The following is a 26,055-nucleotide window of genomic DNA, read 5'->3' as shown; positions in this document are numbered from 1 at the left end:
AGACTGTCACTCCTTTTACATGTTCCAAGTGTGGCTTAAGCCATGATGCAGTGTCGAAATACGAGATATATTGTTGAATTTATCCCCAAACCCCCGCAGGTCAAAAACAAAAAAAGTATGAACAACGGAAAATTGTTCACAACTTTATCCACAGGCTGTTGATAATATTATGGGTCAGATCACATATTCACATCCAAAAGTAATACAATCATAGCAAAAGAAACCCCGCATTTCAACGTATCGCGTGATTTTATCCACAAATTCAATAACTTGTGTATAATTTTTAGTCACAACACAATATATTGTTTATAAACTGTTTAATTTTCGACAGAAAGACCCAAAAACCAAAAATGTTTTATACACAGGTTATCCGTCAATGATGCCAAATTGTGTGTAAAAGTATTCTTCGTTTGTGAATAACCTGTCTGTGGATAACCGTGAGGTGAACATGGAGCATGATCGAGATCGGAAAAAGAGTTACCTCTCAACCTCGCTTTTTTCATGGCAATGGAACGATGGTGAAAGCTACGAATTTAATGTCAGGATAGTGATGAAGAGGGGGAAAACTCATGCAATTCATTGAACAGGATCAGGGGTGTATTTTCTAAACAGATGGTAATTCTGGATCGGCGATGTAGAAGAATAATGGACTAAAAGGACTTCATTTTGGGATCTGGAATGTGAATTATCCGCAATAAAGAGGTAAGCGGGTGCTCAAACATAGAAGTAGAATGCTATGAATGTATCATATGATTCGGAAGGATAGATTATACGTGTATAACAAAAGAGGTTGCCCTCTAAAACCCGATTACTGGTTTTGTGGGACAACCTCTTTTGTTCTGAAGGGACAATGTATGGATTGATGATTTAGAGACGGGAAATGGACATCTTACGCTGGAATTCAGCGATATCTGCGTATTCCTCTTCCAGTTTGCGAGAGATCCGAATAAAGATGGGCAGCAGCTCTTGGTAGATAGCAGCATTCTCTTTGACAGGGGTGTGTCGATGTGTTGTACCCACCATGGAAGAGACGGCATGAAGCGATTTGATCCGCCCTGTAGCATACAAACCAAGTACGACAGCACCCAGACAGGAACTTTCGAAGCTCTCGGGCACAACCACTTCCTGATTGAAGATATCAGACATCATCTGACGCCAGAGAGGTGAGCGTGCAAACCCACCGGTGGCTTGAATGGAGGTAGGCTGCCCAATCTGTTCTTCCATGGCGAGCAGTACTGTGTATAGGTTGAAAATAACCCCTTCCAGGACAGCACGGATCATATGCTCTTTCTGATGATGGAGTGTTAAGCCAAAAAAGGAACCACGGGCATCCGGATTCCACAATGGGGCACGTTCGCCCGAGAGGTAGGGGTGAAACAGAAGTCCTTCCGATCCTGGCCGGACACGTTCGGCAATTTTGGTCAGCACATCATAGGAATTGATGCCAAGTCGCTTCGCTGTCTCCACTTCAGACGCGGCGAATTCATCCCGCACCCAGCGAAACAGCATGCCACCGTTATTCACAGGTCCACCAATAACCCAAAGATTCTCTGTAAGGGCGTAACAGAAAGTTCGACCTTTTGGGTCGGTAACAGGACGGTCCACGACGGTACGAATGGCACCGCTGGTTCCAATGGTTGCTGCAACTACACCAGGTTCAATGGCGTTTACGCCGAGATTGGATAAAACCCCGTCACTTGCGCCAATAACGAAGGGTGTGGAGGGGGAGAGAGCCATTTTTTCAGCCGATTCGTAATTCATTCCTTCTAATATATGTGTTGTGGGTACAAGCTTCGAGAGATGGTCTGGTGTAATGCCTGCAATCTCAAGGGCTTCCGCGTCCCAGTCCAATTGTTCCAGATTGAGCAAGCCTGTGCAGGAAGCGATGGAATGGTCGACGACATATTGGCCGAATAGACGGAAGAATAGATATTCTTTAATCGAAATAAATTTGGCTGTGAGCTCGAAAAGTTCAGGTTCATCGTGGCGTAGCCACATTAGTTTGGTCAGTGGTGACATGGGATGGATAGGCGTACCTGTGCGCAGATAGATGGGATGCCCCAATCCATTCTCTTGCAGCTGGGCAGACCATGCGGCACTTCGATTATCCGCCCAGGTGATGCAACGGGTTAAGGGCATGTTATCCTGTCCCATGGCAATGACACTATGCATAGCCGAGCTGCAGGATACAAACAGGATCTGCTCGGCAGCAACACCGCTCTGATCCATGACTCCACGGACAGAGCGGAGGGCCGCTTGTACAATCTCTTCAGGGTCCTGTTCGGCAACATCGGGTGCAGGGGTATACAAAGGGTATTCCTGCGTTGAGGTGCTGATAACGGAGCCTTGCTCGGTAAATAACACGGATTTGGTACTGGTTGTACCAATATCGATCCCAATCATATAGTTGTTCATGTATTTAATCCTTCTTTCTCCAGAAAGCGATGAGATTTTAATTTCTTTCTACTATAGAGACGCCATTTATACCACTGTACTCAGGAGCAAAATAAAGATCAGTCCAACCACGGATAATAGTGTTTCCATAACGGTCCACGTTTTCAATGTCTGGGAAACGCTCATATTAAAGAATTCTTTGATCATCCAGAATCCCGCATCATTCACATGGGACAAGATGAGTGACCCTGCACCTGTAGCGAGTACAACCAGCTCAATATTGACACCTGGTGTGAGTGCAAGCACTGGCGCGACAATACCGGCAGCAGTTGTCATGGCTACGGTTGCTGAACCGGTAGCTACACGAATGAGCGCAGCGACAAGCCAGGCAAACAGGATGATGTTGATGTTGGCATGGGTAGCGACATCAGCAATGGCGTTACCTACACCACTATTGATCAATACCTGTTTGAAGGCGCCGCCTCCACCAATAATGAGGATGATGGTCGCTGTAGGTGCCAGACATTCACTGGTGAAGCGAGAGATATCATGTTTGGTGAACCCACGTGCAAAGCCGAGTGAAAAGAGGGCAAACACAACTGAAATGAGCAGAGCAATGATCTCATGACCGATAAATTCACTGAAAACAGTGAAGCCGCTCGTGGCATTTGGGTCAATGATGCTTGCTATGGAACCAATCAGCATCAAAATAACCGGCAGCAATATGGTAAACAGGGTAATACCAAACCCAGGCATGTTGCTGTTTGTTTTGTTTGCGAATTGTTCAGCCAGTTCAGCTGGCGGTTCGGTGTGTATTCTTTTGCCTATAAATTTACCAAACAAAGGACCTGCAATAATTGCTGTAGGAATACCAACAATCAGGGAGTACAAAATGGTTTTACCCAGATCCGCGCTGTAGGCTTCAATCGCTATCATTGGCGCGGGGTGAGGTGGAACCAAGCCGTGTACAGTCGACAGACCGGCCAAAATGGGAATACCGATCTGAAGCAGAGACATATTTGTTTTGCGTGCAACGGTGAAGATGATCGGAATCATCAAAATTACGCCGACTTCGAAGAAAACAGGAATACCAACGATAAATCCAACAATCATCATGGCCCAGTGCACACGTTTCACACCGAACCGATCGACCAATGTCGTTGCAATGCGTTCGGCACCGCCAGATTCGGCCATCATCTTACCAAGCATCGTACCAAGAGCAATAACAATTGCAATGGTTCCAAGTGTGCCGCCAAGTCCCCCGGTAATGGAAGAGATCACATCGGCAGGTTTCATGCCTGTAAGCAAACCGAGCATTAATGCGGACAACAGCAGGGTGATGAAGGGGTTCCATTTATACTTGGAAATCAAGACGATTAAAAAAACGATCGCAACTAACGTCCAAACCAATAATGTTGCGTTGTGGGAAAGTCCAAAAAGAGTGCTCATGATGTTATGTGCTCCTTTATTTCTGATATAGAACGCTTACAAGTGAAATTTACGTCAACAATCTTATTCGTGCTGGTACTTGAAAAAAGGTATTGGCGAGAAATCTAGTTTTATCATGCCCAAAGTGAAACAAAATCGCATTTTGTATACTTGTCGACAAGTTGAACCGCAATCATTCACAGCGGATATGATTGCAAACGCCTTGCTCCTTTTAGGAATCAAAGCTTTCGTGCAGGGTTTTACCGGAATCCTGAAAATACGTGCGGACTCCAGCCTGAATGAGCATTTTGTCGCCGGATTCAAGTGCTTCAACGAGCAAACGGTGTTTCTCAATTACAGCGCTTACTTTCTGCTCGCCTTGAACGAATACTCTGCGCGTCGTGAGCAGCATAACGGTCATCACAACATATCGAATGCTCTTCCATAGATGTGAAATACGGGAATGCTGGGCGGCTTCAATAATGGTTTCGTGGAAAACGAGGTCCTGATAGGCGAATTCGACAGCGTCCTGATGTCGTCCAGCAAGTTGCATTTTGTCGATTACGTTACGCAACTGGGTGATTAATGACGCTGGAACATCACCTGCGAGTCGCTGCTGCACAAAACTTTCAATCAGGAAACGGACATCATACAATTCTTCGACATCCTTGATTCGTAGTCCAATGACAACGACACCCATCCGTTCAAGCCGAATAAGGCCTTCATTGGACAATGTTCGTAACGCTTCACGAACAGGTGAACGACTGCTGTCAAAATCAGCCGCAATTCGATTTTCCGACAAAATCTCTCCAGGTCGAAGGGTACCACTGATGATCCGCAGCCTTAATTCGCAGGCTATGGCTTCACCACGGGAAGCCCCTTGAAGCCAGGAAGAAGGAAATAGCATATGGCTAACGCTCCTATTAATAATAATCAGTTCATTACTGATCATAACATAACTATTTTGCAGACTGGACATTTCAGTTCAATCCATAGTTTGCAAGCTGCAAGCTAACGGCTAATGTTTTTTTCAAAGGACTACTAAAGGCAGGTAAGTAACCAGCTCCATCCATATACTTGTATACAAGATGTGATTTTTATCCTACACCTTTCTCAAAAGCTTGTAAACCATAATTGAAGCGGATACAACATGATTGGAATTCGGCAATATCAATAACCTATAATCATTATCCACATGTGAATAACTTCAAACAGAATGGAATAAAGAAGATAGTGGGCATTGGAGGGTGTGGATAACTATAAATGATGAAATATGGTGTTCTGATCAGGGTCTGGGGATAACTTTCAGGACTCTCTTCTAGGCTTGGTAATGAGATTCAAATGAAGGGATTGTGGTCATTACTTTGGGTCAGCTGGAGAGGATATATAAAAGAGGGAGAAGCTGTGCGTCTTGCAGTTGACTTTTGCAGGTGGACATGGTTAAATATATAAAGGTGTTTTCTGTGAAGATGAAAGTGATTCATCACATAAGTATTTCCTTGTGAGGAGGTGCAATACATTGAGACCTACATTCAAACCGAACGTTAGCAAACGTAAAAAAGTTCATGGTTTCCGGAAAAGAATGAGCACGAGCAACGGCCGTAAAATTTTGGCCGCACGTCGCCTTAAAGGCCGTAAAAACCTGAGTGCTTAATGCATTGAAGACCACCGAGGTGGTCTTTTTTTTCTTAATGAGCTCAATTCAGACTGGATGCTGGTACAGATCAGGTCTGAAAGGTCTGCGAAAAAGTACTGAACACACAAGATGTATGTGGAGTGAGTTTTCCATTTTACGAAAACTTACCTTTATATAAGGATGAATGTTGTTTCGTTTCATTTGGCCGAGTAACAATTATCCCGGATGAATGATTATGCGGTTCAATTAGCCGATCAACAATTCGTCCAAATGAAGTTGTCGCCAAGACGGTTTACCGTCATTCAAGAAAGCCTATACTAAAACAGTAATGAGGCCTCCGTCAATAAGAATGATGGAGAACAGCAAGGAGAAGTGCCGTGTATAAAAGACTGCGTCTACGAAACCGGGCGGACTTTAGCCGCGTATACCGGTATGGAAAATCGTTTGCCAATCATCAATTCGTGGTGTATGGCTGCCGCCGTAAAGATACGGAACAATTCCGGGTTGGTGTATCCTGCAGCAAGAAAATCGGAAACGCTGTCGTACGCAACCGGATGAGACGCATGATTAAGGAAATTGTTCGTCATCATGAACATGAGATCGTTACGCAGATGGATCTGATTTTTATCGTCAGAAAAGGTGCGCTGGACATGCCCTATAAGGAAATGGAAAAAAGCCTGCTCCATGCGATGCGCAAGGGCTCACTTTTGAAGTCAAGTAAGCGGTAAGCTTCGGTTTATTTGTCCTCCTAATTATGGTATGATTTACGGTGGAATGGAATGGTTAAGAGAGGGGTTATGAAGTGTCGCGATTGAAGACATCAAAGGGGAAGTGGATTCTCCTCATTGCAGTCATTGCAATGGTCACCGTACTCGCCGGATGTACTCCACAAGGAGCCGGGGTTACTACGGAAGATCTGAAGAACAGTGGCTCATTCTGGCAAAGTAATGTTGTATATTGGTTTTCACTAGCGCTCGATACATTCGCCAACTGGTTTAACGGTGAATATGGACTGGCTGTCCTCGTGATGGTGCTTATTGTTCGGACATTGATTTTACCATTAACAATGAAACAGGTCCGTAGCTCCAAAGCCATGCAGGCAATTCAGCCGCAACTGAAGGAGATTCAAGCGAAGTATAAAGATACACCTGAGAAAGTTCAGCAAGAAACAATGAAGTTGTTTCAAGAGAACAAAGTTAATCCGATGGCCGGTTGTCTGCCGCTTATCATTCAGATGCCGATTTACATCGCACTTTATAACTCAATTTATGGCAACTCCAGTCTGAGAACCCATGATTTCTTGTGGCTCCAGCTCGGAGAACCCGATCACCTGTTTATTTTGCCAGTGCTGGCTGCGATCACTACATTCATTCAAACATGGATGATGATGCGTATGAACCCTGCACAGCAAGTGGGACCGATGCAGTTCATGCTGTGGGTATACCCAATTTTGATCTTCGTGATGTCTTACCAGTTCCCTTCAGCACTTCCGCTGTACTGGTTCTACAGTAACATCTACACGATCGTGCAAAACTATTTCCTTTACCGGAATAATGATAAAATCGTGGCTGAGGTCAACGTGAAGCAGAATAGCTCTTCCAAAAATGGAGCTAAACGCAAAAACGGTGGCAAAGCGACCGTCTCTGGAAAAGGGTCGAAAGGGGCCAAAAAATCGAAATGACCAAAGTCATTACGTCAGGAAAAACCGTTGAAGATGCTGTAAACCAAGGATTGACTGAGCTTGGCGTAAGTCGGGACAAGGTCGAGATACAAGTGTTAGAGCAGCCGTCAAAAGGATTCCTGGGTTTGTTCGGGGTGAGGGCGGCCAAAGTAGAAGTGAAATTGTTGCCTGTACCAGAAGTTGTCCCACAGCCGATCAAACCAGCTGCATACCAACCTGAAATAGATGCATTACTTGAGGATATCGCAGCTAAAAATCCCTATGAAGAAGCGGCTGCTTTCTTGAAAGAGGTCGCAGCAGGTATGGGACTGGATGTTGAAGTGCATATCAAAAAACAGCGGGATGGACATATCTTCAATATTGCCGGAGAAGATCTGGGCATGATTATTGGCAGACGTGGACAGACGCTGGATGCGCTTCAGTATCTAACGAACATTGTAGCGAACCGATACTCGGAAAGCTTTGTTCGAATTGTGCTCGACGCGGAGAATTTCCGTCAACGTCGGCGGAAGACGCTGGAGGATCTGGCTGAACGGTTGGCTGGACAAGCCATCCGTACCGGCAAGGAAGTTGTACTGGAGCCAATGCCTCCGCTCGAACGAAAAGTCATTCATGCTAAACTGCAAAACCACCCGCAGATTAAGACATTAAGTAAGGGTGAGGAGCCTAATCGGCGTGTGGTTATTACGACGAAATAACACGAAATTGAAGACGCAATGGCTTCCTGCCCGGTGCAGAAGCCATTGCTTTTTTCGTACAGAAGCAATTTGGTAAGGTGTGTAGAAACAAGTAAAGAGAGAACTTAATACGATAAGTGACATGTCATCTGTTATATCATTAATAGATTTGAAAATGGATATGGCGTTCCCCGAGGGACGGCAATTTTAAAATAGAGCAAGGAGAGATAACCATGATCAGTGATACGATCACAGCGATATCAACGGCTGTTGGAGAGGCGGGTATCGCCGTGATCCGGGTCAGCGGCCCGGAAGCAGTGTCGGAGACGGAAAAGATTTTCCGCAGCAAAACCCCTTTAACTCAGGCAGCATCCCATACGGTTCATTATGGTCATATTATAGATCCGGCGAGCGGCGAGAAGATCGAGGAAGTGCTGGTCACAGTCATGCGAGCACCTCGGTCGTTCACAACCGAAGATGTCGTGGAGATTAGTGCGCATGGCGGCGTGGTGTCGGTAAAACGGGTCATGGACCTGCTGTTGCAGCTAGATATTCGTCTGGCTGAACCCGGTGAGTTCACGAAGCGTGCTTTCCTGAATGGGCGGATTGACCTGTCTCAGGCTGAAGGTGTCATGGATCTTATTCGTTCCAAATCGGACCGGGCTTTCTCGGTTGCTTTAAAACAGGTTGAAGGTAAACTGTCCTCCAAACTGCGTGATCTACGCTATACTTTGGTGGAAACATTGGCTCATATTGAAGTGAATATTGATTATCCAGAGCATGATGTGGAATCGTTAACTTCTGATTTTATTAAAGAAAAGTCCAGTCAGGTTATGACTGAAATTGATAAATTGTTGACTACAGCAGAACAAGGAAAGATCCTGCGAGAAGGGATCACGACGGCGATCGTTGGACGACCTAACGTAGGTAAATCCTCATTGATGAATACACTTGCGCAAGATAATCGAGCTATTGTCACGGACATTCCAGGAACAACTCGTGATGTAATCGAGGAGTTTATTACGATTAATAATATCCCGCTGAAGTTGCTTGATACGGCAGGAATTCGGGAAACGATGGACGTTGTTGAGAAGATCGGGGTAGAACGTTCACGTTCCGCGGTAAGTGAAGCCGATCTGATCTTAATGGTCGTAAATGCTGCGGAGCCACTTCATCCGGATGAGATTGAATTATTGGAACAAATCCGCGGTAGACAATCGATAATCATTATGAATAAAATGGACTTAACGCCACAGGTAGAACGTGACGTGCTGCTTCGTTACATTCCGGAAGAACGGCTTGTACCGATGTCAGTGAAAGATGATCTGGGTGTGGATCGACTGGAAGATGCCATCTCTACGCTATTTTTCAGTGGTAAACTGGAGTCGGCAGACCTGACCTATGTCAGCAATGTGCGTCATATAGCGTTGCTCAAAAAAGCAAAGCAGTCCCTGGTGGATGCCTATGAAGCAGCAGATCAGTTCGTTCCGATTGATATGATTCAGATTGATGTTCGTTTGGCGTGGGAGCATTTGGGCGAGATTGTTGGAGATACAGCACATGATGCATTAATTGATCAGATTTTCTCCCAGTTCTGTCTAGGAAAGTAAAAAAAATATACTGCGGATTGACTTGAATCGTAGTGTATGATGGAAAGGTACAATTTCTGCCTGTTGTCAAAGGATGGAATGATGTTGTAGCCATTACGTGTTGGTTTCATATAGATAGGAATGCAAGTTCCGATGAACGGTTAGAAGTATTTTGTTTTCATAACAAGGGGGTAAACGGGAATGGCTTTTGATGGCGGCAGTTATGATGTAATCGTCGTTGGTGCAGGGCATGCTGGTGTGGAATCCGCACTGGCCGCAGCTCGTATGGGGTCCAAAACACTAATGATTACGATTAATCTGGATATGGTGGCCTTTATGCCTTGTAACCCATCCATTGGGGGACCGGCGAAAGGACATGTCGTGCGTGAGATTGATGCTCTTGGTGGAGAAATGGGACGGAATATCGATAAAACCTTTATTCAGATGCGGATGCTTAACACAGGTAAAGGGCCTGCTGTTCATGCGCTTCGTGCTCAGGCAGATAAATTCTCCTATCAGCATAAAATGAAGGAAACAATGGAGAATGAACGTAATCTGACGATGCGTCAAGGTATGGTTGATCGCCTGATCGTTGAAGACGGAAAATGTGTAGGCGTCGTGACTCAGACGGGAACAGAGTATCGGGCCAAAGCAGTCGTTCTGACGACAGGCACATACTTGCGCGGCAAAGTGATCATGGGTGAGCTGATGTATGAGAGTGGACCGAACAATCAACAACCATCTCTTAAATTGTCAGAGCATCTGCGTGAACTGGGCTTTGAACTGGTTCGTTTCAAAACAGGTACACCACCACGTGTGCATAAGGATACGATTGATTTTAGCAAAACCGAAATTCAGCCTGGCGATGATGAGCCAAAGTTCTTTTCCTATGAAACAGAATCTTCCGATAATGAGCAGCTGCCTTGCTGGTTGACGTATACATCTGTGGAAACACATCAGATTATTAATGATAATCTGCATCGCGCACCGATGTTTTCGGGGGTAATTGAAGGCACTGGACCGCGTTATTGTCCATCCATTGAGGATAAAATTGTTCGGTTTAGTGACAAGCCTAAACATCAGATTTTCCTCGAGCCGGAAGGCAAAAATACATCCGAGTATTATGTGCAGGGACTATCTACAAGTCTGCCGGAAGATGTACAACTTGCGGTTCTGCGCTCCATTCCAGGTATGGAAAAAGTGGAAATGATGCGTAACGGTTATGCGATTGAATATGATGCGATGGTACCTACACAATTGTGGCCATCACTTGAAACCAAACGTCTGCCAGGTCTGTTCACAGCAGGTCAGATTAATGGTACATCCGGTTATGAAGAAGCGGCTGGACAAGGCGTTATGGCTGGCATTAATGCAGCACGCAAAGTACAAGATAAAGAGCCGATTGTGCTTGATCGATCCCAAGGTTATATTGGCGTGCTGATTGATGATCTGGTAACGAAGGGTACGAATGAACCGTATCGTCTGTTGACTTCGCGTGCTGAATATCGTCTGCTGCTTCGTCATGATAATGCAGATATGCGCTTGACGGAAATCGGACATGACATTGGTCTAATCCCAGATGATCGTTATGCGAAATTCCTGGATAAAAAGGCGAAAGTCGAGCAGGAAGTCGCACGTCTGAAAGTGGCTAAAGCTCGCCCGATTGAAGTGAACGCGAAGCTGGAAGAGTACGGATCTACACCTATTCAGGATGGCAGTACGTTGCTTACCTTGCTGCGTCGCCCGGAGCTGGGGTATGAACTGATTGAACAGCTCTCACCATCTGAGGTAGAACTGACAGCAGATATGAAAGAACAAGTCGAAATACAAATTAAATATGCGGGTTATATTGAGAAACAATTGATCCACGTGGAACGTTTGCAAAAGATGGAGAAAAAGAAAATTCCGGATACCATCGTATATGATGAGATTCATGGTCTTGCTATGGAAGCCAAGCAGAAGCTTGCTATGATTCGTCCAATCTCGATTGGTCAGGCTTCTCGTATTGCTGGAGTTACTCCTGCCGACATCTCCATTCTGCTGGTCTACCTGGAGCATTATAACCGTGTAACCGCAGCAAGGGGACAATAATGGACGATATTCAACAGCAACTGCAGCGGCGCTTAAAGAAACATGGGTTAGAGCTGGGAGAACTCCAGTTGGAGCAATTCGAGTTATATTATCAGGAATTAGTATCCTGGAATGAAAAGATGAATCTGACTGGAATCACGGATCGTGAGCAAGTGTATACCAAGCATTTCTATGATTCAGTATCACTGGCTTTTTATACTGACATGACCAAAGTGAATAAGCTGGCTGACATTGGTTCTGGAGCAGGTTTTCCTGGATTGCCACTGAAAATCTGTTTCCCTCACATTAAGCTTACGATCATTGATTCGTTGAATAAACGGATTGGCTTTCTACAGCATGTGGTAGATATCCTTGGCCTGACAGACGTGGAGTTGGTTCATGGACGTGCTGAAGAGATTGGACGCAAAGAAGGATATCGTGACAGCTACGATCTCGTTACGGCGCGTGCGGTAGCCAAGCTGGCTGTGCTGAATGAATTCTGTCTTCCTTTTGTTCGTAAAAGTGGAATATTCGCTGCAATGAAGGGCGGAGACCCGCGTGAGGAAATGAAAGAGGCGGAATTCAGCTTCAATCAGCTGAAAGGACGGGTTAAAGCCGTTCATCCATTTCAGCTACCGGTTGAAGAATCAGAGCGTCATATCATCCTGATTCAGAAATTTGATAAGACACCATATAAGTATCCACGCAAACCAGGCACTCCAATGAAGACGCCACTGGTATAGTATTGTGATGGCTGTGTAATCAGTCATAACTAAATAGATTGTAAACACGTATTAAGAGGATGTTTCACGTGAAACATCTTCTTTTTTTTGTTTTCAAAAGGAAAGGTTTAGTTAACATCACAGACAAGGCATTTTACATATTTCTAAAAGAACCTCTCATGATAAACTTCGTGTAAATTAGCTCATAAACATTTTCGCTAATTGAATGTGTGCCAGTGGTCATATTTCCAATATTCACAAAGAAAAAGCAGGAAAATTAGCAGAGTTTAAAGAATAGGTAAGCATAGGATTATGATAGAAAAGATGATAGAATAGAAGTATCCGATCCTGGGTCACAGTGATCATAGATTATATGTATAGATAGATGGATATGCGTCCGATGTTGCATGACAGAAAGCATTATGAAAGGCAAAACTTATTCCAAGAACGATGCAATTGAAGGGTCGCTTATTGAATAAGAAGCACCTGCAAAGACTGTGGGAGCTATTACGAAACTAGGTGGTAATCTGCGGAATGAAAGAACAATTTTCGAAGTTGTTTGGTTTGGCGGAGCGCAATAACGGAGATGAGATCAAACAGATTCCGGTTAATGAAATTGTGAGCAGCCCATATCAACCCCGTACTATTTTTGATGATGATAAAATTGATGAGTTGTTGCAGACGATCAAAACACATGGCGTCATTCAGCCTATTGTCGTTCGCGTGCGAAATGGATCATATGAGATTATTGCCGGGGAACGTCGCTGGCGTGCAGTTCGAAAACTGGGCTTGGATACGATTCCTGCTATTGTGCGTGAATTCAACGATTCTCAGGCCGCATCCATTGCACTGATTGAGAACCTGCAGCGTGAAGGATTGACTTCAATTGAAGAAGCGGTCGCTTATCAGAAGCTGATCGACTTGCATCAGCTGACACAGGAAAGTCTTGCGCAACGACTCGGCAAAAGCCAGTCAACCATTGCCAACAAAATCCGGTTGTTACAGCTACCGGATGGCATTAAGGCTGCATTGATGGAACGCAAAATTTCTGAACGTCATGCAAGAGCATTACTTTCTCTCGATACGGAAGAATTGCAGATGAAGTTGCTCGGTGAGATTATTGAGAAAGAATTAAACGTGAAACAGACAGAGGCACGTGTTGCCTTCTACAAGGAATCTTCCAAGATCAAAAAATCCAAACGTATTTCCTTTACCAAGGACGTTAGACTTGCACTGAATACGATTCGCCAATCCATTGATATGGTAACTGGCTCTGGTCTGGATATCAAAACAAAAGAAGCAGACCATGAGGATCATTATGAGATCGTTATCCATATTCCCAAACGTAAATAATTGAAGCTTATGGCGGCAATGGGCCGCTTTTTATGTCTATAAAGCAAGACAGGTCTGACATTTTAAAGGTCGGTATAGTGATGGAACGGTAGTTGTTGTTTGTGTGGACGATAGCCACCTGCTTTTTGTTAACAATATCTCACAACCTACAAGAAAAGACTCCTATTTTATTTGAGGTGAAGTAATTGTCTAAGATTATGGCCGTAGCAAATCAAAAGGGCGGTGTGGGGAAAACGACGACATCTGTTAACTTGGGTGCAGGACTGGCTTCACTCGGGAAAAGAGTATTGCTTGTCGATATTGACCCTCAGGGGAATACAACCAGCGGAGTTGGAATCAATAAAGCAGATGTGGCTAATTGTATATATGATGTCATCATTAATGAGGTCCCTCCTCAAGAAGCGATTGTGGAGACTCAGATTGAAGGTCTTCATATCATACCTGCAACGATTCAGCTTGCCGGAGCCGAGATTGAATTGGTGTCCACGATATCACGGGAAGTTCGCCTGAAAAAATCACTCGCCATGGTGAAAAAAAACTATGATTACATACTGATCGATTGTCCACCATCCCTTGGCATGTTAACGATCAATTCGTTAACCGCTTCCGATTCGGTGATCATTCCGATCCAGTGTGAGTACTATGCACTTGAAGGATTAAGTCAATTGCTTAATACGGTTCGTTTGGTACAAAAACATCTGAATACATCCCTGCAGATTGAAGGGGTATTGCTAACGATGTTTGATGCACGGACCAATCTGGGGATACAGGTTATTGAAGAAGTGAAAAAGTATTTTCAACAAAAAGTATATCAAACGATTATTCCGCGTAACGTACGGCTTAGTGAAGCGCCATCTCATGGTCAATCCATTATTACGTATGATCCTCGTTCCAGAGGGGCGGAAGTGTATCTAGAGCTCGCAAAGGAAGTGATTTCTTATGAGTAAGCGGCTTGGAAAAGGTCTTGATGCCCTCATTCCTTCGCTTTCAATTAATGACGATGATAAAGTCGTAGAAATCCCGATTAGTCAACTGCGGGCTAACCCCTATCAACCACGTAAAGTATTTGATGAGGGCGCAATCCATGAACTGGCTGAGTCCATTCGTCAGCATGGTGTCATACAACCTATTATAGTTCGTCCTGTATTAAGAGGTTATGAGATTATTGCTGGAGAGCGACGGTTCAGAGCATCACAATATTGTGGTAATGCCACTGTACCGGCCGTAGTCCGCAACTTCAGTGACCAGCAGGTAATGGAGATTGCATTGATCGAGAACCTGCAACGGGAGAATCTGAATGCGATGGAAGTTGCAGTTGCTTATCAGGGGTTAATGGATCAATTCGCGTTGACTCAGGAAGAGTTATCTGTAAAAGTAGGTAAATCACGTTCTCACATCGCTAACTTCTTGCGTCTGTTATCCTTGCCGGAAGAAGTGAAGGACCATGTTTCACGTGGAACATTATCCATGGGACATGCACGTGCCATCGTAGGTATTAAAGATGAGGTTGTAGTGAAGCAGCTTGCCAAACAAACCATTGATCAGCAATGGAGTGTACGTGAGTTGGAGGAAGCTGTTCAACAACTGGATCGTTCCAAAACAGGTGAGGCTAAAGCCAAGTCAAAATTGAAAAAGAAAGATCCATTTATTGATACGTTGGAAGAATCTCTGCGTGAACGTTTCAAAACAACAGTGAAAATCAAGCACAATAAAGATAAAGGTAAAATTGAGCTCAACTACTACAGTCAACAGGATCTGGAACGGCTATTGGAATTGTTACAATAACAGTCGGTCCAAGATTCATTAACAACATGCGGGGCTTACTCATGTCATGACATATCGCCTCTGTATCATGGAGAAACGATATGTCATTCTTTGTTTACAGGGTCATATACGTAGTACGTGTAGGCGAATTATTAATTTTAGGGACAAAGGTGGTTGTGAGGTGGAGGGAATTATCTATCTGGATCATGCAGCAACATCTTGGCCCAAACCACCTGCTGTCGGTGATGCGATGCTGAATGCCATGGAGATTGCAGGGGCTAATCCGGGCAGAGGAAGCCACCGAATGGCTGTTCAAGCAAGTCGTGTACTGTTCGAGGCGAGAAAATCCGTATCTGATATTTTTGGAATCAAAAATGCGAATGATATTGCCTTCGGATCAAATACGACAGAAGCCTTGAATCTGGCTATTCAAGGTTCGCTCCAGGAAGGCGATCATGTGATTGCCACCATGGCTGAACATAACTCAGTTAGACGTCCACTGGAGTACATGCGCAGACTCCGAAATGTGGAGATTGATTATGTACCTGTTGATGCTTCAGGAGCCATTGATCTGATGCAAATGGAACGTATGTTTCGTTCTAATACCAGATTGGTGGTATGTACACATAGTTCGAATCTGCTTGGCAGTATTCTTCCTATTGGAGAAATTTCGCTTCTGTGTCGTAAACATCGGGCGATTTTATTGGTAGATGCGGCGCAGAGTGCTGGGGTCATGCCTGTGAATGTCCAACAATTGGGCATTGATATGTTGGCTTTTCCAGGGCACAAGGGACTGCTTGGTCCTCAGGGTACAGGGGGCTTGTACATTGCTCCAGAGCTTGATATAGAGCCTTTGCTTCATGGGGGGACAGGAAGCCAGTCAGAAGCTGTAGAACAACCCAAGGTGCGTCCTGATCGGTATGAAGCGGGGACACCGAATACCGTCGGGATTGCCGGGCTGAATGCTGGTGTGAAATATGTACTGGATCTGACACCAGCGTTGATATACCAACATGAGTGGGAACTAACTCAACTTATGATGGAGGGCTTGTCATCGGTTAAGGGCATTCGAATGCTTGGTCCAGAGATTGGACAGCCACGTACTGGATTGGTATCTTTTACTGTGGATGGGTATGATTCAGCACAACTCGCCTTCCGATTAGATCGGAATTATGGGATTGCGGTTCGCTCCGGTTTTCATTGCACACCGCTTGCACATGAATCTGCTGGTACAACCGCTACCGGAGCAGTAAGGGCAAGTGTGGGATACAATTCAACTCGAGGACATGTGGATGCACTCGTTAAGGCAGTGTTGGAATTGACGGGGACAGACTAGGTTATAGTTGAAATGTTGAACTCATTTGGTAGTGTGCTGCTGTGTGATTAAGCTTAGGGATATCGGGTTGATTTATAATAAATGATAATATTACAGACAGACGTTAATCTGATCAAAAATATAGAGGGGTAGTTGCAATTACATGGCTGAATTAAACGAGCTGATTCTGGAACAGCTGTTATGGATTATTGGCGGAATGGCATTACTTACGGTGATCTTGCTGATTGTGAGTATTGCTCAAGGAGCAAAGTTACGAAAGTTTAAACGTAAATATGAAGCCATGATGGCTGGCAGTGGAGTAGAGGACCTGGAGTCATTGCTGATTAATCTGAAAATTCAGATGGACAGCATTGAGGATGAACACAAACTGCAAACGAATCAGCTACAAGTTGTCATGCAAAAGCTGACCCGCATTCAAGGTAAAGTTGGCGTGAAAAGATACAATGCCTATGGAGAGCATGGCAGTGATCTGAGCTTCTCCATGGCCATGATTAACGACAGCCAGGATGGCATGATCCTTACGGGGATATATAACCGTGACGGTTCTTATGTATATGCAAAACCTCTTAAAGGGGGAGAGTCCGCGTACACTCTGTCCCCAGAGGAAAAGGAAGCTATTACTCTGGCACAGCAAGCAGAGTAGAACGTGTATGCCATTCCCGGATGGCCGAATACAGACTGCTGGATATAATCTCGGACATGCGCACAACGAGACTGAGCCGTGTGTTCTGTAGAACAAAGTATTCCATAAAGCCGCCGACGTTAACGATACCTGTCAGATGGATATCGCCGACCGGCGGTAATTCTTTATTTACTCCCGCACCTGGTTTGAGTGGGCCATTGACGACTTGAATGCATCCTACACTGGATGATTGTCCTAGACAGGCATCAATGCCAATCACATAAGGGTTATGGTGTGTTTTTTGTATATTGTGAAGTGTATCCTGCAGGTTCATCGCATGGACGGGTTCATCCAAGGTACCATAGAGATGGAATAAAGGGCTGTCCCACTTGGAAAGGGCTGATCCGACCAGAGGACCAAGGCAGTCGCCTGTTGAGCGATCAGTGCCGATGCAGACGATCACTACATTTTGCAGAGAATGGGCTTTATAGAGATGGAACATTAACCGATGGGTAATGGCGGAGTGAATGCCTGGATCGGTATGGGGGATTTTTAGACTGGTCATGTCTTGTGATGAAAAGGAACGCGAAGTAGGATTCATAGGATCTATCCTTTCCCTTGGAATAGTAGTAACAGTATATGGAAAGGTAGAGCGTTTTATACTTCACGAGGACAAGCTTTTTCTCCAAGGTTAAACGTATGGCGAAAGGAGCCGGACATGGACGAATGGATTAATGATTGGATGCTGATTGCATTTGATTCAACCCAGCAGGCTCTGCGTGCTGAAATGCTGCTGGAGTTTGCGGAGATAGAGATTGATTTGTTCCCTACGCCAAAAGAAATTACAGCAGGGTGTGCGCTATGTATCCAGTTTCCAAAAGAGGATCTGGAGCGAGTGCAAAAGATCATTCGTAACGAGTTCGTAGAGATCCGGGGCCTCTATTTCAAAACAGAAGACAGCTATGATAACATACCGATGTAGAGGAGGCATGCTGGATGTTGCCATTTCAATTTGCTCAAGGAGGAAGTAGTGACACCACTGGTGCTTTGAATGAAGCCCTTCGTTGGACAGATAAAGTCTGGAACAGAATTGCAGATCCCGATATGTGGCTTAACATTATGTTCAGCTCAATTCGGATTATTATTATTTTTATTATCACCCGTATTGTCATTAAGGTGGTATATCGCATTATAGATCGTTCCATGGAACGCAAGCAGGAAGGCAAGATTCGCGTAAATCCGCGCAGATTCGTAACTGTAGGGGAACTGTTGAAAAATGCGACCTCCATAACATGTAATTTCATAATGATTCTGCTACTGTTATCTGAGATCAATATCCAAGTTGGACCGCTACTCGCGAGTGCAGGTGTGCTGGGGCTTGCCATTGGTTTCGGTGCACAGGGTCTGGTCAAGGATGTGATTACGGGTTTCTTCATTATATTGGAGGACCAGTTCGCTGTGGGGGATGTTATACAGACGGGAACCTACAAGGGAACGGTTGAGGTGATCGGACTTAGAACAACCAAACTGGTCAGCTGGCAAGGTGAGGTGCACATTATCCCGAACGGGACGATTGCAAGTGTAACGAACTACTCCATGTCGAATTCGCTGGCTGTAGTGGATATTCCGATGAAGGCGGACTTAACTCTCGACGAGTCGGTACATCTGGTGAAGAAATCTTTGGTCGGAATCGAAGAGCGTGACCTAAATATTGTGAAGGTGCCGGATGTGCTCGGTATACAGTCGATGTCCACATCAGAGTATGTGGTGCGAATTGTGGCTGAATGTATGCCTAACTCTCGTGCTTCTGTGGAACGTCAGATTCAGGGCGATGTGAAAAAAACGCTGGAGTATCGTGAGATGAGTCATCAAGCAGCATTGGAACAGGCAGCAGCTTTGGATAAAGATGAGGGGGATGGCACAGGTGGAGCGTAAAAGTTTCCAGCTTGGGGATATCGTGCAGATGAAGAAGCAGCATCCCTGTGGCAGTAATGAGATGGAGATCATTCGTATGGGTATGGATATTCGGATCAAGTGTGTCGGTTGCAAACATAGCGTATTGATTCCAAGAGCAAAATTCGAGAAAAACATGAAGAAAGTACTGCGCTCAGCCGAAGAGTCCACTGAATCATGACCTTGAAAATAATAGGGGCAGGGTGCTCAAAATAACGTTTACATGCATGCCCCGCATGAGTGTTGCGTTCTGTAAATGATCATGCTATAATCAATATTGCTGCGGAAAGGTACCCAAGAGGCCCAAGGGGGCTGACTCGAAATCAGTTAGGCGTGTCACAGCGTGCGTGGGTTCGAATCCCACCCTTTCCGCCACTTCATTTACAATTTACTCAATACACATTGAGTTTAATAAAAAGATCGTTAAGAAGACTTTCCATTAGGGAAGTCTTTTTTGTATAACGTTTTATCGAATATGTATTGAACACTTTATATATATCAGATGCATCGTCAATGATTAAAAACGAAAAATAAAGAGCCCCGAAGGGCTCTCTATCCGGCGGTGCATTTGTTTGTTAGGAAACAATCGGTCGTAACAATCAGAAACCTGGTGTACTGCACGTAGCAATACGCGTGCTTCAGACGAAGGGCCTTACAACACATAACCACTTGCTTCTTAAATTACGTGATGAATCTCCAACAGCGAATGATCGGCTTCGTTGTCCAACGGAACCACACCTCTCTCGTGCACCGCCTAATTGTATTATGTGCTTTATTCCGTTTTGTATACATGGATTGTGAAAAAAGTATTGCGCTTAATGGACGCGGGCTTTGGTCAGCTTCTTCCACTTACGATTATGATTACTTGTTTCGGGAAAAGCTTCACCTTTTTGCAGCGTTACCCGCTTTGGATTCTGAATTTCCGTGACAAAGCTTTTTTCCCCGACTTCCGTGTACTCTCCATCGTTTGGTGCTTTGTCTCCTGGTTCAAACTCGGTTTTTTCACCCATGATAAAACCTCCTCTGCAGATTATGTTACTTTGTTGCTTCTGTAGTGTGCTCCATAGCCGGGCTGATCATGTGCCAATATGTACAGGGAACGTTTGCTTGCACTTTGTCTTGGTATTTGTTATATTAATATAGTTCGAGTTTGTGCTCGTTCCTTGCTCTCAACCTGGATTGAGGGCCAGAGTCCATAAGGAGGTGAAAATTATGCGCAAATATGAAGTGATGTACATTATTCGTCCTGACATTGAGCAAGAAGTTGTTCAAGCTACAGTCGATAAATTCCAAGGCATCATCTCCAACGGCGGTGGTGAAGTTACAGCTCACGACGTTATGGGTAAACGCCGTCTTGCGTATGAGATCAAGAAATTCCGTGATGGTTTTTATGTTCTGGTACATTTCACTGCTGAACCAGCAGTTGTAACTGAACTTGAGCGTCTCATGAAGATTTCTGACGAAGTAATTCGTTATCTCATTACCAACGACGTTAAGTCTGCTTAAGACAACTCGTGATTAACGCACCAATACGCTCTGAAGGAGGGGATTACATTGTTGAACCGTGTCATTCTGATCGGACGGTTAACCCGGGATCCTGAGTTGCGTTACACTCCAGCAGGAGTAGCAGTTACGCAATTTACTTTGGCAGTGGACAGACCGTTTACAAGCCAAGGGGGAGAAAAGGAAGCCGATTTCATTCCGGTCGTAACCTGGAGACAGCTTGCCGAGACCTGTGCAAACTATTTGCGCAAAGGACGCCTGGCTGCAGTCGAAGGACGCATTCAAGTACGGAACTACGAGAATAACGAAGGAAAACGTGTATACGTGACCGAAGTTATTGCCGATAATGTCCGTTTCTTGGAGTCAGCTAACCGTGATAATAGCGGTGGCGGCGGTGGGCAACCAATGCGTGAAGAGCCTTCTTATGGAGGCGGCGGACGCGCGAACAATAACAATAATTCGCGTAGCAACAATCAGGATCCTTTTTCCGATGACGGAAAACCGATTGATATATCGGATGATGATTTGCCATTTTAACATGAACTGATACTCTTCGGAGATATGGGTTACATGATAGGAAAGGACTGAAAAGCATGGGCTTCAAGCAAAGAGAAGGCGGAGACAACGATAAAAGACCGGCACGTCGTGGCGGCCGTAATAAACGTCGTAAAGTGTGCTTCTTCACAGCTAACAAAATTACTCACATCGATTATAAAGATACGGACTTGCTTCGTAAATTTATCAGCGAACGTGGAAAAATTTTGCCACGCCGTGTAACAGGTACTAGCGCTAAATATCAACGCATGCTGACGATTGCAATCAAACGCTCCCGTCAAATCGCATTATTGCCATACACAACTGAGTAGTATATACTCAGCTTGCATACGAAGCAGTCGGCTCATAGCCGGCTGCTTTTTTGTATTTATACAATAAAATAACATGCTCACTCTGGCTAATCTGAGATTCCAAAACTATGGTGATAGAAGCATTTAAGGCTCAAATGAATTATAATAGAGTCTAATCTACTGAAAAGGCTCAGTTCGCAGAAATAGCTATATTTCAGAATAATCACCAGGAGTGGATATGAATACATCAAAGCGTAGAGGCAAACAGAGAAAAAAGAGAAGTCTGAAAACCTGGATTCTAGCAACTCTTTTACTTTCCATTATATATGTATGGTTACAGCAAAAAGGTGATATAGATAACATGTGGCCCGGGACAACGATTCAAGAGGTTGTACCGATCACAGGCCTTCATCCTGTGGTAGCAGAGAATGAGAAATTATTGGTACGGAAGGCAGCGAGACGAGGAATAGAGATGGTTATTACCCACGGCTACCGAAGTTCTGAGGAGCAAGACGCACTATTCAACCAAGGACGCTCAAGTGCAGGTAATATCGTTACGAATGCGCGTGGCGGTGAGTCATATCATAACTATGGATTAGCTATTGATTTTGCATTGAGGACGCCTGAGGGTGATGTGGTGTGGGATATGGAGCGAGATGATAACGGGAATGGCAAGGCAGACTGGATGGAAGTTGTAGATCTCGCCAAAGAGTTAGGTTTCACTTGGGGTGGAGACTGGGCTAACTTTCCGGACTATCCTCACTTACAGATGGATTTTGGCTTGAGTATCAATGAGTTAAAACGTGGTAAAAGGCCTCCTGAAACTTCCTAAAACAATTGTTTATATACAATGAAATGAATAAATATTAACTAAGCTCTGCATTTTGCAGGGCTTTTTTCTTTCTTTTGTAAAATAAATGATAAAAGATGACAATTTGGTCTTTACATTAGCAAATAAATAAAACTATACTATAATAACTAGATTTTTTACTTTGATCGCACATATTATTTCAAATATAAGCATGGTAGCTCCAATTGAAAAAATTTCAGCTATAGTTCGAGATATAATCAACACTACTAAATGTAACATTTACCTCACGTTAATTTAAGAAACTCTACCCTAATTAAGAGATACACATGCAACTGATGTAACTACTATGTTATGTATATGTTAAATTGACCATTTGCCTATGTGCACCTCACATCTAAAAACATGAAAATAACTCCCCAAATCCTTGCTATATGCCTTTATAATATTACTAATATCCAAATCTGTAGTATAAAAAACATTTATACCAAAAATCTCAAAATAAGCATTGACGTTAGCTAAAATTACACGTATGATTACATTAATTATTTTGCTGTATAATTCCACTAGGAATTATCAACATTAATTGACCAATGGTCTAAATATAAGTCTCTTAAACTAGTTTCTCCTAATGATTTGGTATTTTGTATAAGCTATTGTTCGTTATCTTCAAGAACTTGGAAATATACAGTAGATGCATTCCTCTACACACGAATACAATCTACGGAAATTATGGGGTTAGGGTGATTGATTTGAATACAGAGCTATTGGAAGTCAGAAATCTAACAACATCATTCAGAATTGAAGATGACTATTATGCAGCAGTGGATCACGTTAGCCTTAAGGTGAAAAAAAATGAAGTGTTGGCGATTGTAGGTGAATCTGGGTCAGGTAAAAGTGCTTTTGCATTCTCTCTTATGGGTTTGCATAACAAAGCAAAAATCGAAGGCCAGATTCTCTATAAAGGACAAGATATTGCCAACATCTCTCCAAACAAGTTGAACAAGCTACGCGGTAAAGAAATGGCTATGATTTTTCAGGATCCATTGTCTGCGTTAAACCCTCTAATGATTATTGGTGAACAGATTGAAGAGATCCTTACACTTCATCAGTCTAAGCTGTCTTCCAGAGAGAAGAGAGAGAAGGTTATTCACTTATTGAATCAGGTAGGGATTCCACGTCCCGAACAAATATACAAGCAGTATCCCCACGAATTATCTGGTGGTATGAGACAGAGAATTGTCATCGCCATTGCGATTGCTAACAAACCAGAACTACTCATAGCCGATGAACCAACGACGGCGCTTGACGTTACCATTCAACTACAGATTCTGGAGCTAATCCGAGATCTGAAGAATGAAATTAACGCAGGCATTATTCTGATTACACATGATTTGGGTGTTGTGGCTGAGATGGCTGATCGCGTTGCCGTTATGTACGCAGGCGAAATTGTTGAAATCGCAGATATCTTCACATTGATGAACGATGCGAAGCATCCATATACCCGCTCATTGTTGAATTCTATTCCCACCCTGTCTGAAGAAAGATCCAAATTACATGTTATCCAAGGCATCGTACCATCACTCAAAAATCTTCCTCGCAAAGGGTGCAGATTCAAAGCCAGAATTCCATGGATTAGTGAATCGGCTCATGAAGAGAACCCGCAGATGCATGAAATTGCACCAGGTCACTTTGTACGGTGTACCTGTTACCAGCACTTTCATTTCCCTGACCAAAGCGGAGGAGGAATAACATAATGGCATTACTCGAAGTAGAAGGGCTCAAGATACACTTTCCGATTCGCGGGGGGTTGCTTAAACGGGAAATCGGCAGTGTAAAGGCCGTTGATGATGTGAGCTTCTCCATTGAACAAGGACAGACCTATGGACTGGTTGGCGAATCAGGTTCAGGCAAGACGACAACAGGCAGAGCCATTATTGGGCTGAACCATGTCACTGACGGAAAAATTCTGTTTAACGGCAAAAACCTGGCTACGGAGCGACGTAAAAACAGGCAGCTCCAGCGGGATGTACAAATGATTTTCCAAGATCCATATTCATCATTGAATCCAAAGAAGCGGGTTATCGATATCATCGCTGAGCCGTTTCGTAACTATGAGCGTCTGACAGCGACCGAGGAGAAAAGACAAGTAAGAGAATTACTTGAAAAAGTTGGTCTGAGTCCGGAGTCCATCTACAAGTATCCGCATGAATTCTCAGGGGGGCAGCGGCAACGGATTGGCATTGCACGGGCTATTGCACTGAAGCCGAAGCTGATTATCGCGGATGAACCTGTCTCTGCACTGGATGTATCAGTACAGGCTCAGGTACTTAACTTTATGCAGGAGATTCAAAAAGAATTAAATCTGACGTATCTGTTCATCAGTCACGATCTGGGCATCATCCGCCATATGTGTGATCAGATCGGAATTATGTATAAAGGTCGATATGTGGAACAAGGTACAACGAATGATATTTTTGAGAATCCGCAACACATCTATACCAAACGTCTGATTGCTGCCATTCCGGATATGGACCCAACCAAACGAGAGGAAATGGTAGCCTTCCGTCAACAGGTCAAGTCCGAGTATGAACATTCATACCGAAATTTCTTTGATGAGGAAGGGCTTGCATACTCGCTCCAATCCATTTCCGATACTCACCGAGTAGCTCTACCTCAGAAAGGTTGAAGGCCATATGTGGAAAACGATAGTACGCAGAATTATCATAATGATCCCTCAGATCTTTTTACTAAGTCTTTTGGTCTTTCTGATGGCCAAGGCCATGCCGGGTGATGCGCTAACCGGATTGCTTGATCCAAGCGTTGATCCCAAAGCGTTGGAAGCCCAGCGAGAGAGACTGGGATTGAATAATCCTTGGTACGTGCAATATTGGGACTGGATCAAAAACGCCATCCAAGGTGATTTTGGACAATCCTTCCGTTTCAAAATGCCCGTTACGGACCTGATCGGTCAACGTGTAGCAAACACGTTCTGGCTCGCACTGGCGACACTTGTACTGACTTACCTGATTGCTATTCCTCTGGGTATCATCAGTGGTCGTTACAACGATACCTGGTCTGATCGGTTGATCACTGGTTACACCTACTTGGGCTTCGCCGCTCCATTGTTTATCTTCGCACTGGTGATGGTATGGATCTTCGGATTCCATTTCGGCTGGTTCCCGACGGGAGGAAGCGTTGCGCCAGGACTTACACCAGGCACATTCAGCTACGTAATGAGTAAGTTCTATCATCTATTATTGCCGGCATTATCCATGGCACTGATTACAACGGTATCTACCGTTCAATATTTGCGTAGTGAAATCATTGATATCAAGCATAAGGAATTCGTTATTACTGCGAGAGCCAAAGGGGCTTCAGAATCCCGGATCTATAACAGACATATTTTGAGAAACTCGCTATTACCTATCGCCGCATTCTTCGGATATGAGATTACGGGGCTTATCGGTGGTACCGTATTTATCGAAAGCATATTCAGTTATCCAGGTATGGGGCAGTTGTTCCTGAATTCCATCTCATTGCGTGACTTCAGCGTTGTGACTGCACTCGTATTGTTATATGGCGTAGCTTCCATTCTCGGGGCATTGCTGTCTGACATAATTCTGGGAATTGTAGATCCACGTATACGGATCAAGTAAGAACTTGAAGATTTC

27 protein-coding genes and 1 tRNA gene are annotated in these 26,055 nt (G+C 44.2%); 23 read left to right on the top strand and 5 right to left on the bottom strand.

The window, feature by feature from the left end:
* Positions 1-867 precede the first annotated feature (867 nt).
* The 3 genes from gntK to MKX40_RS30785 form a co-directional block, all read right to left on the bottom strand.
* Positions 868-2,415 carry a gluconokinase gene (gene gntK, locus MKX40_RS30795; protein ID WP_339238905.1) on the bottom strand — a complete coding sequence of 516 codons (1,548 nt, stop codon included), beginning with the start codon at positions 2,413-2,415 and terminating at the stop codon, positions 868-870.
* Between the two features lie 66 nt (positions 2,416-2,481).
* The gene (locus MKX40_RS30790; protein ID WP_339238904.1) at positions 2,482-3,843 is read right to left on the bottom strand and encodes a gluconate:H+ symporter; all 1,362 of its coding nucleotides are present in this window, start codon (positions 3,841-3,843) and stop codon (positions 2,482-2,484) included.
* A gap of 211 nt (positions 3,844-4,054) precedes the next feature.
* Positions 4,055-4,729, bottom strand: coding sequence for a GntR family transcriptional regulator (locus tag MKX40_RS30785; RefSeq protein WP_339238903.1), 675 nt, complete (start codon positions 4,727-4,729; stop codon positions 4,055-4,057).
* 612 nt (positions 4,730-5,341) lie between these two features.
* Between MKX40_RS30785 and rpmH the strand changes: the two genes are divergently transcribed.
* From rpmH to MKX40_RS30725, 12 genes are all read left to right on the top strand, one after another.
* Positions 5,342-5,476, top strand: a complete 135-nt coding sequence (gene rpmH, locus MKX40_RS30780; protein ID WP_017691413.1) for a 50S ribosomal protein L34 — start codon at positions 5,342-5,344, stop codon at positions 5,474-5,476.
* Between the two features lie 359 nt (positions 5,477-5,835).
* On the top strand, positions 5,836-6,186 hold the full coding sequence (gene rnpA / locus MKX40_RS30775; RefSeq protein WP_036611981.1) for a ribonuclease P protein component: 351 nt from the start codon (positions 5,836-5,838) through the stop codon (positions 6,184-6,186).
* A gap of 74 nt (positions 6,187-6,260) precedes the next feature.
* The gene (locus tag MKX40_RS30770; RefSeq protein ID WP_124118701.1) at positions 6,261-7,139 is read left to right on the top strand and encodes a YidC/Oxa1 family membrane protein insertase; all 879 of its coding nucleotides are present in this window, start codon (positions 6,261-6,263) and stop codon (positions 7,137-7,139) included.
* Positions 7,136-7,837: an RNA-binding cell elongation regulator Jag/EloR gene (gene jag / locus MKX40_RS30765; RefSeq protein WP_339238902.1), complete on the top strand. Its 702-nt coding sequence runs from the start codon at positions 7,136-7,138 to the stop codon at positions 7,835-7,837. The genes MKX40_RS30770 and jag overlap by 4 nt, the downstream gene beginning before the upstream one ends.
* Positions 7,838-8,049: 212 nt before the next feature.
* Positions 8,050-9,426, top strand: coding sequence for a tRNA uridine-5-carboxymethylaminomethyl(34) synthesis GTPase MnmE (gene mnmE / locus MKX40_RS30760; RefSeq protein ID WP_339238901.1), 1,377 nt, complete (start codon positions 8,050-8,052; stop codon positions 9,424-9,426).
* A 180-nt stretch (positions 9,427-9,606) separates the two neighbouring features.
* Positions 9,607-11,496 carry a tRNA uridine-5-carboxymethylaminomethyl(34) synthesis enzyme MnmG gene (mnmG, locus tag MKX40_RS30755; protein ID WP_339238900.1) on the top strand — a complete coding sequence of 630 codons (1,890 nt, stop codon included), beginning with the start codon at positions 9,607-9,609 and terminating at the stop codon, positions 11,494-11,496.
* Entirely contained in the window at positions 11,496-12,218 is a 723-nt protein-coding gene (rsmG, locus tag MKX40_RS30750; protein ID WP_062836523.1) for a 16S rRNA (guanine(527)-N(7))-methyltransferase RsmG, read from the top strand. The genes mnmG and rsmG overlap by 1 nt, the downstream gene beginning before the upstream one ends.
* A 513-nt stretch (positions 12,219-12,731) precedes the next feature.
* Positions 12,732-13,550, top strand: a complete 819-nt coding sequence (noc, locus tag MKX40_RS30745; RefSeq protein WP_253442288.1) for a nucleoid occlusion protein — start codon at positions 12,732-12,734, stop codon at positions 13,548-13,550.
* 185 nt (positions 13,551-13,735) lie between these two features.
* Complete coding sequence (locus MKX40_RS30740) at positions 13,736-14,497, top strand: AAA family ATPase (RefSeq protein ID WP_024629525.1); 762 nt, start codon at positions 13,736-13,738, stop codon at positions 14,495-14,497.
* Entirely contained in the window at positions 14,490-15,335 is an 846-nt protein-coding gene (locus MKX40_RS30735) for a ParB/RepB/Spo0J family partition protein (RefSeq protein WP_339238899.1), read from the top strand. Before MKX40_RS30740 ends, MKX40_RS30735 begins: the two co-directional genes overlap by 8 nt.
* Positions 15,336-15,495: 160 nt before the next feature.
* Positions 15,496-16,650, top strand: a complete 1,155-nt coding sequence (locus MKX40_RS30730; RefSeq protein WP_339238898.1) for an aminotransferase class V-fold PLP-dependent enzyme — start codon at positions 15,496-15,498, stop codon at positions 16,648-16,650.
* A gap of 142 nt (positions 16,651-16,792) precedes the next feature.
* Positions 16,793-17,293: a DUF4446 family protein gene (locus tag MKX40_RS30725; protein ID WP_062836527.1), complete on the top strand. Its 501-nt coding sequence runs from the start codon at positions 16,793-16,795 to the stop codon at positions 17,291-17,293.
* Here the strand turns inward: MKX40_RS30725 and yyaC are convergent.
* Complete coding sequence (gene yyaC / locus MKX40_RS30720; RefSeq protein ID WP_339238897.1) at positions 17,268-17,873, bottom strand: spore protease YyaC; 606 nt, start codon at positions 17,871-17,873, stop codon at positions 17,268-17,270. The two genes, MKX40_RS30725 and yyaC, sit on opposite strands and share 26 nt — an antisense overlap.
* Before the next feature lie 117 nt (positions 17,874-17,990).
* Here yyaC and MKX40_RS30715 point away from each other — a divergent pair, with 117 nt between their 5' ends.
* From MKX40_RS30715 to MKX40_RS30700, 4 genes are all read left to right on the top strand, one after another.
* Positions 17,991-18,254 carry a DUF3343 domain-containing protein gene (locus tag MKX40_RS30715; RefSeq protein ID WP_017691427.1) on the top strand — a complete coding sequence of 88 codons (264 nt, stop codon included), beginning with the start codon at positions 17,991-17,993 and terminating at the stop codon, positions 18,252-18,254.
* A 14-nt stretch (positions 18,255-18,268) separates the two neighbouring features.
* Positions 18,269-19,207, top strand: a complete 939-nt coding sequence (locus tag MKX40_RS30710; protein WP_339238895.1) for a mechanosensitive ion channel family protein — start codon at positions 18,269-18,271, stop codon at positions 19,205-19,207.
* Positions 19,197-19,406 carry a DUF951 domain-containing protein gene (locus MKX40_RS30705; RefSeq protein WP_339238893.1) on the top strand — a complete coding sequence of 70 codons (210 nt, stop codon included), beginning with the start codon at positions 19,197-19,199 and terminating at the stop codon, positions 19,404-19,406. The genes MKX40_RS30710 and MKX40_RS30705 overlap by 11 nt, the downstream gene beginning before the upstream one ends.
* Before the next feature lie 103 nt (positions 19,407-19,509).
* Positions 19,510-19,600, top strand: a tRNA-Ser gene (locus tag MKX40_RS30700).
* Between the two features lie 440 nt (positions 19,601-20,040).
* Here MKX40_RS30700 and MKX40_RS30695 read toward each other — a convergent pair.
* Positions 20,041-20,235, bottom strand: a complete 195-nt coding sequence (locus MKX40_RS30695) for a YjzC family protein (protein WP_036671877.1) — start codon at positions 20,233-20,235, stop codon at positions 20,041-20,043.
* Between the two features lie 202 nt (positions 20,236-20,437).
* On the opposite strand from MKX40_RS30695, the gene rpsF reads away from it, so the two are divergent.
* From rpsF to opp4B, 7 genes are all read left to right on the top strand, one after another.
* A complete protein-coding gene (gene rpsF, locus MKX40_RS30690; protein ID WP_036611944.1) occupies positions 20,438-20,731 on the top strand; it encodes a 30S ribosomal protein S6 in 294 nt (97 codons plus the stop codon).
* A 48-nt stretch (positions 20,732-20,779) separates the two neighbouring features.
* Complete coding sequence (gene ssb / locus MKX40_RS30685) at positions 20,780-21,265, top strand: single-stranded DNA-binding protein (RefSeq protein ID WP_017691432.1); 486 nt, start codon at positions 20,780-20,782, stop codon at positions 21,263-21,265.
* A 56-nt stretch (positions 21,266-21,321) separates the two neighbouring features.
* Complete coding sequence (gene rpsR, locus MKX40_RS30680; protein WP_017691433.1) at positions 21,322-21,594, top strand: 30S ribosomal protein S18; 273 nt, start codon at positions 21,322-21,324, stop codon at positions 21,592-21,594.
* Positions 21,595-21,811: 217 nt separating this feature from the next.
* A complete protein-coding gene (locus MKX40_RS30675; protein WP_339238891.1) occupies positions 21,812-22,405 on the top strand; it encodes a M15 family metallopeptidase in 594 nt (197 codons plus the stop codon).
* A 728-nt stretch (positions 22,406-23,133) separates the two neighbouring features.
* The gene (locus MKX40_RS30670) at positions 23,134-24,138 is read left to right on the top strand and encodes an ABC transporter ATP-binding protein (RefSeq protein WP_339238890.1); all 1,005 of its coding nucleotides are present in this window, start codon (positions 23,134-23,136) and stop codon (positions 24,136-24,138) included.
* Positions 24,138-25,070: an ATP-binding cassette domain-containing protein gene (locus MKX40_RS30665; protein ID WP_339238889.1), complete on the top strand. Its 933-nt coding sequence runs from the start codon at positions 24,138-24,140 to the stop codon at positions 25,068-25,070. The genes MKX40_RS30670 and MKX40_RS30665 overlap by 1 nt, the downstream gene beginning before the upstream one ends.
* A 7-nt stretch (positions 25,071-25,077) precedes the next feature.
* Positions 25,078-26,040, top strand: a complete 963-nt coding sequence (gene opp4B, locus MKX40_RS30660) for an oligopeptide ABC transporter permease (RefSeq protein ID WP_253442276.1) — start codon at positions 25,078-25,080, stop codon at positions 26,038-26,040.
* Positions 26,041-26,055: the final 15 nt, after the last annotated feature.

Source organism: Paenibacillus sp. FSL R5-0517 (assembly GCF_037974355.1).
Lineage (GTDB): Bacteria > Bacillota > Bacilli > Paenibacillales > Paenibacillaceae > Paenibacillus.
This window is presented reverse-complemented; position numbering and strand designations above follow the sequence as displayed.

What these genes read in the sequence shown, in the direction of transcription:
- rsmG (WP_062836523.1), top strand. Translation starts at nt 11,496, where the DNA reads ATGGACGATATTCAACAGCAACTGCAGCGGCGCTTAAAGAAACATGGG.
- MKX40_RS30790 (WP_339238904.1), bottom strand. Translation starts at nt 3,843, where the DNA reads ATGAGCACTCTTTTTGGACTTTCCCACAACGCAACATTATTGGTTTGG.
- MKX40_RS30735 (WP_339238899.1), top strand. Translation starts at nt 14,490, where the DNA reads ATGAGTAAGCGGCTTGGAAAAGGTCTTGATGCCCTCATTCCTTCGCTT.
- mnmG (WP_339238900.1), top strand. Translation starts at nt 9,607, where the DNA reads ATGGCTTTTGATGGCGGCAGTTATGATGTAATCGTCGTTGGTGCAGGG.
- MKX40_RS30695 (WP_036671877.1), bottom strand. Translation starts at nt 20,235, where the DNA reads ATGGGTGAAAAAACCGAGTTTGAACCAGGAGACAAAGCACCAAACGAT.
- MKX40_RS30725 (WP_062836527.1), top strand. Translation starts at nt 16,793, where the DNA reads ATGGCTGAATTAAACGAGCTGATTCTGGAACAGCTGTTATGGATTATT.
- noc (WP_253442288.1), top strand. Translation starts at nt 12,732, where the DNA reads ATGAAAGAACAATTTTCGAAGTTGTTTGGTTTGGCGGAGCGCAATAAC.
- mnmE (WP_339238901.1), top strand. Translation starts at nt 8,050, where the DNA reads ATGATCAGTGATACGATCACAGCGATATCAACGGCTGTTGGAGAGGCG.
- gntK (WP_339238905.1), bottom strand. Translation starts at nt 2,415, where the DNA reads ATGAACAACTATATGATTGGGATCGATATTGGTACAACCAGTACCAAA.
- opp4B (WP_253442276.1), top strand. Translation starts at nt 25,078, where the DNA reads ATGTGGAAAACGATAGTACGCAGAATTATCATAATGATCCCTCAGATC.
- MKX40_RS30710 (WP_339238895.1), top strand. Translation starts at nt 18,269, where the DNA reads ATGTTGCCATTTCAATTTGCTCAAGGAGGAAGTAGTGACACCACTGGT.
- jag (WP_339238902.1), top strand. Translation starts at nt 7,136, where the DNA reads ATGACCAAAGTCATTACGTCAGGAAAAACCGTTGAAGATGCTGTAAAC.
- rpsR (WP_017691433.1), top strand. Translation starts at nt 21,322, where the DNA reads ATGGGCTTCAAGCAAAGAGAAGGCGGAGACAACGATAAAAGACCGGCA.
- yyaC (WP_339238897.1), bottom strand. Translation starts at nt 17,873, where the DNA reads ATGAATCCTACTTCGCGTTCCTTTTCATCACAAGACATGACCAGTCTA.
- MKX40_RS30785 (WP_339238903.1), bottom strand. Translation starts at nt 4,729, where the DNA reads ATGCTATTTCCTTCTTCCTGGCTTCAAGGGGCTTCCCGTGGTGAAGCC.
- rpsF (WP_036611944.1), top strand. Translation starts at nt 20,438, where the DNA reads ATGCGCAAATATGAAGTGATGTACATTATTCGTCCTGACATTGAGCAA.
- MKX40_RS30665 (WP_339238889.1), top strand. Translation starts at nt 24,138, where the DNA reads ATGGCATTACTCGAAGTAGAAGGGCTCAAGATACACTTTCCGATTCGC.
- MKX40_RS30675 (WP_339238891.1), top strand. Translation starts at nt 21,812, where the DNA reads ATGAATACATCAAAGCGTAGAGGCAAACAGAGAAAAAAGAGAAGTCTG.
- MKX40_RS30715 (WP_017691427.1), top strand. Translation starts at nt 17,991, where the DNA reads ATGGACGAATGGATTAATGATTGGATGCTGATTGCATTTGATTCAACC.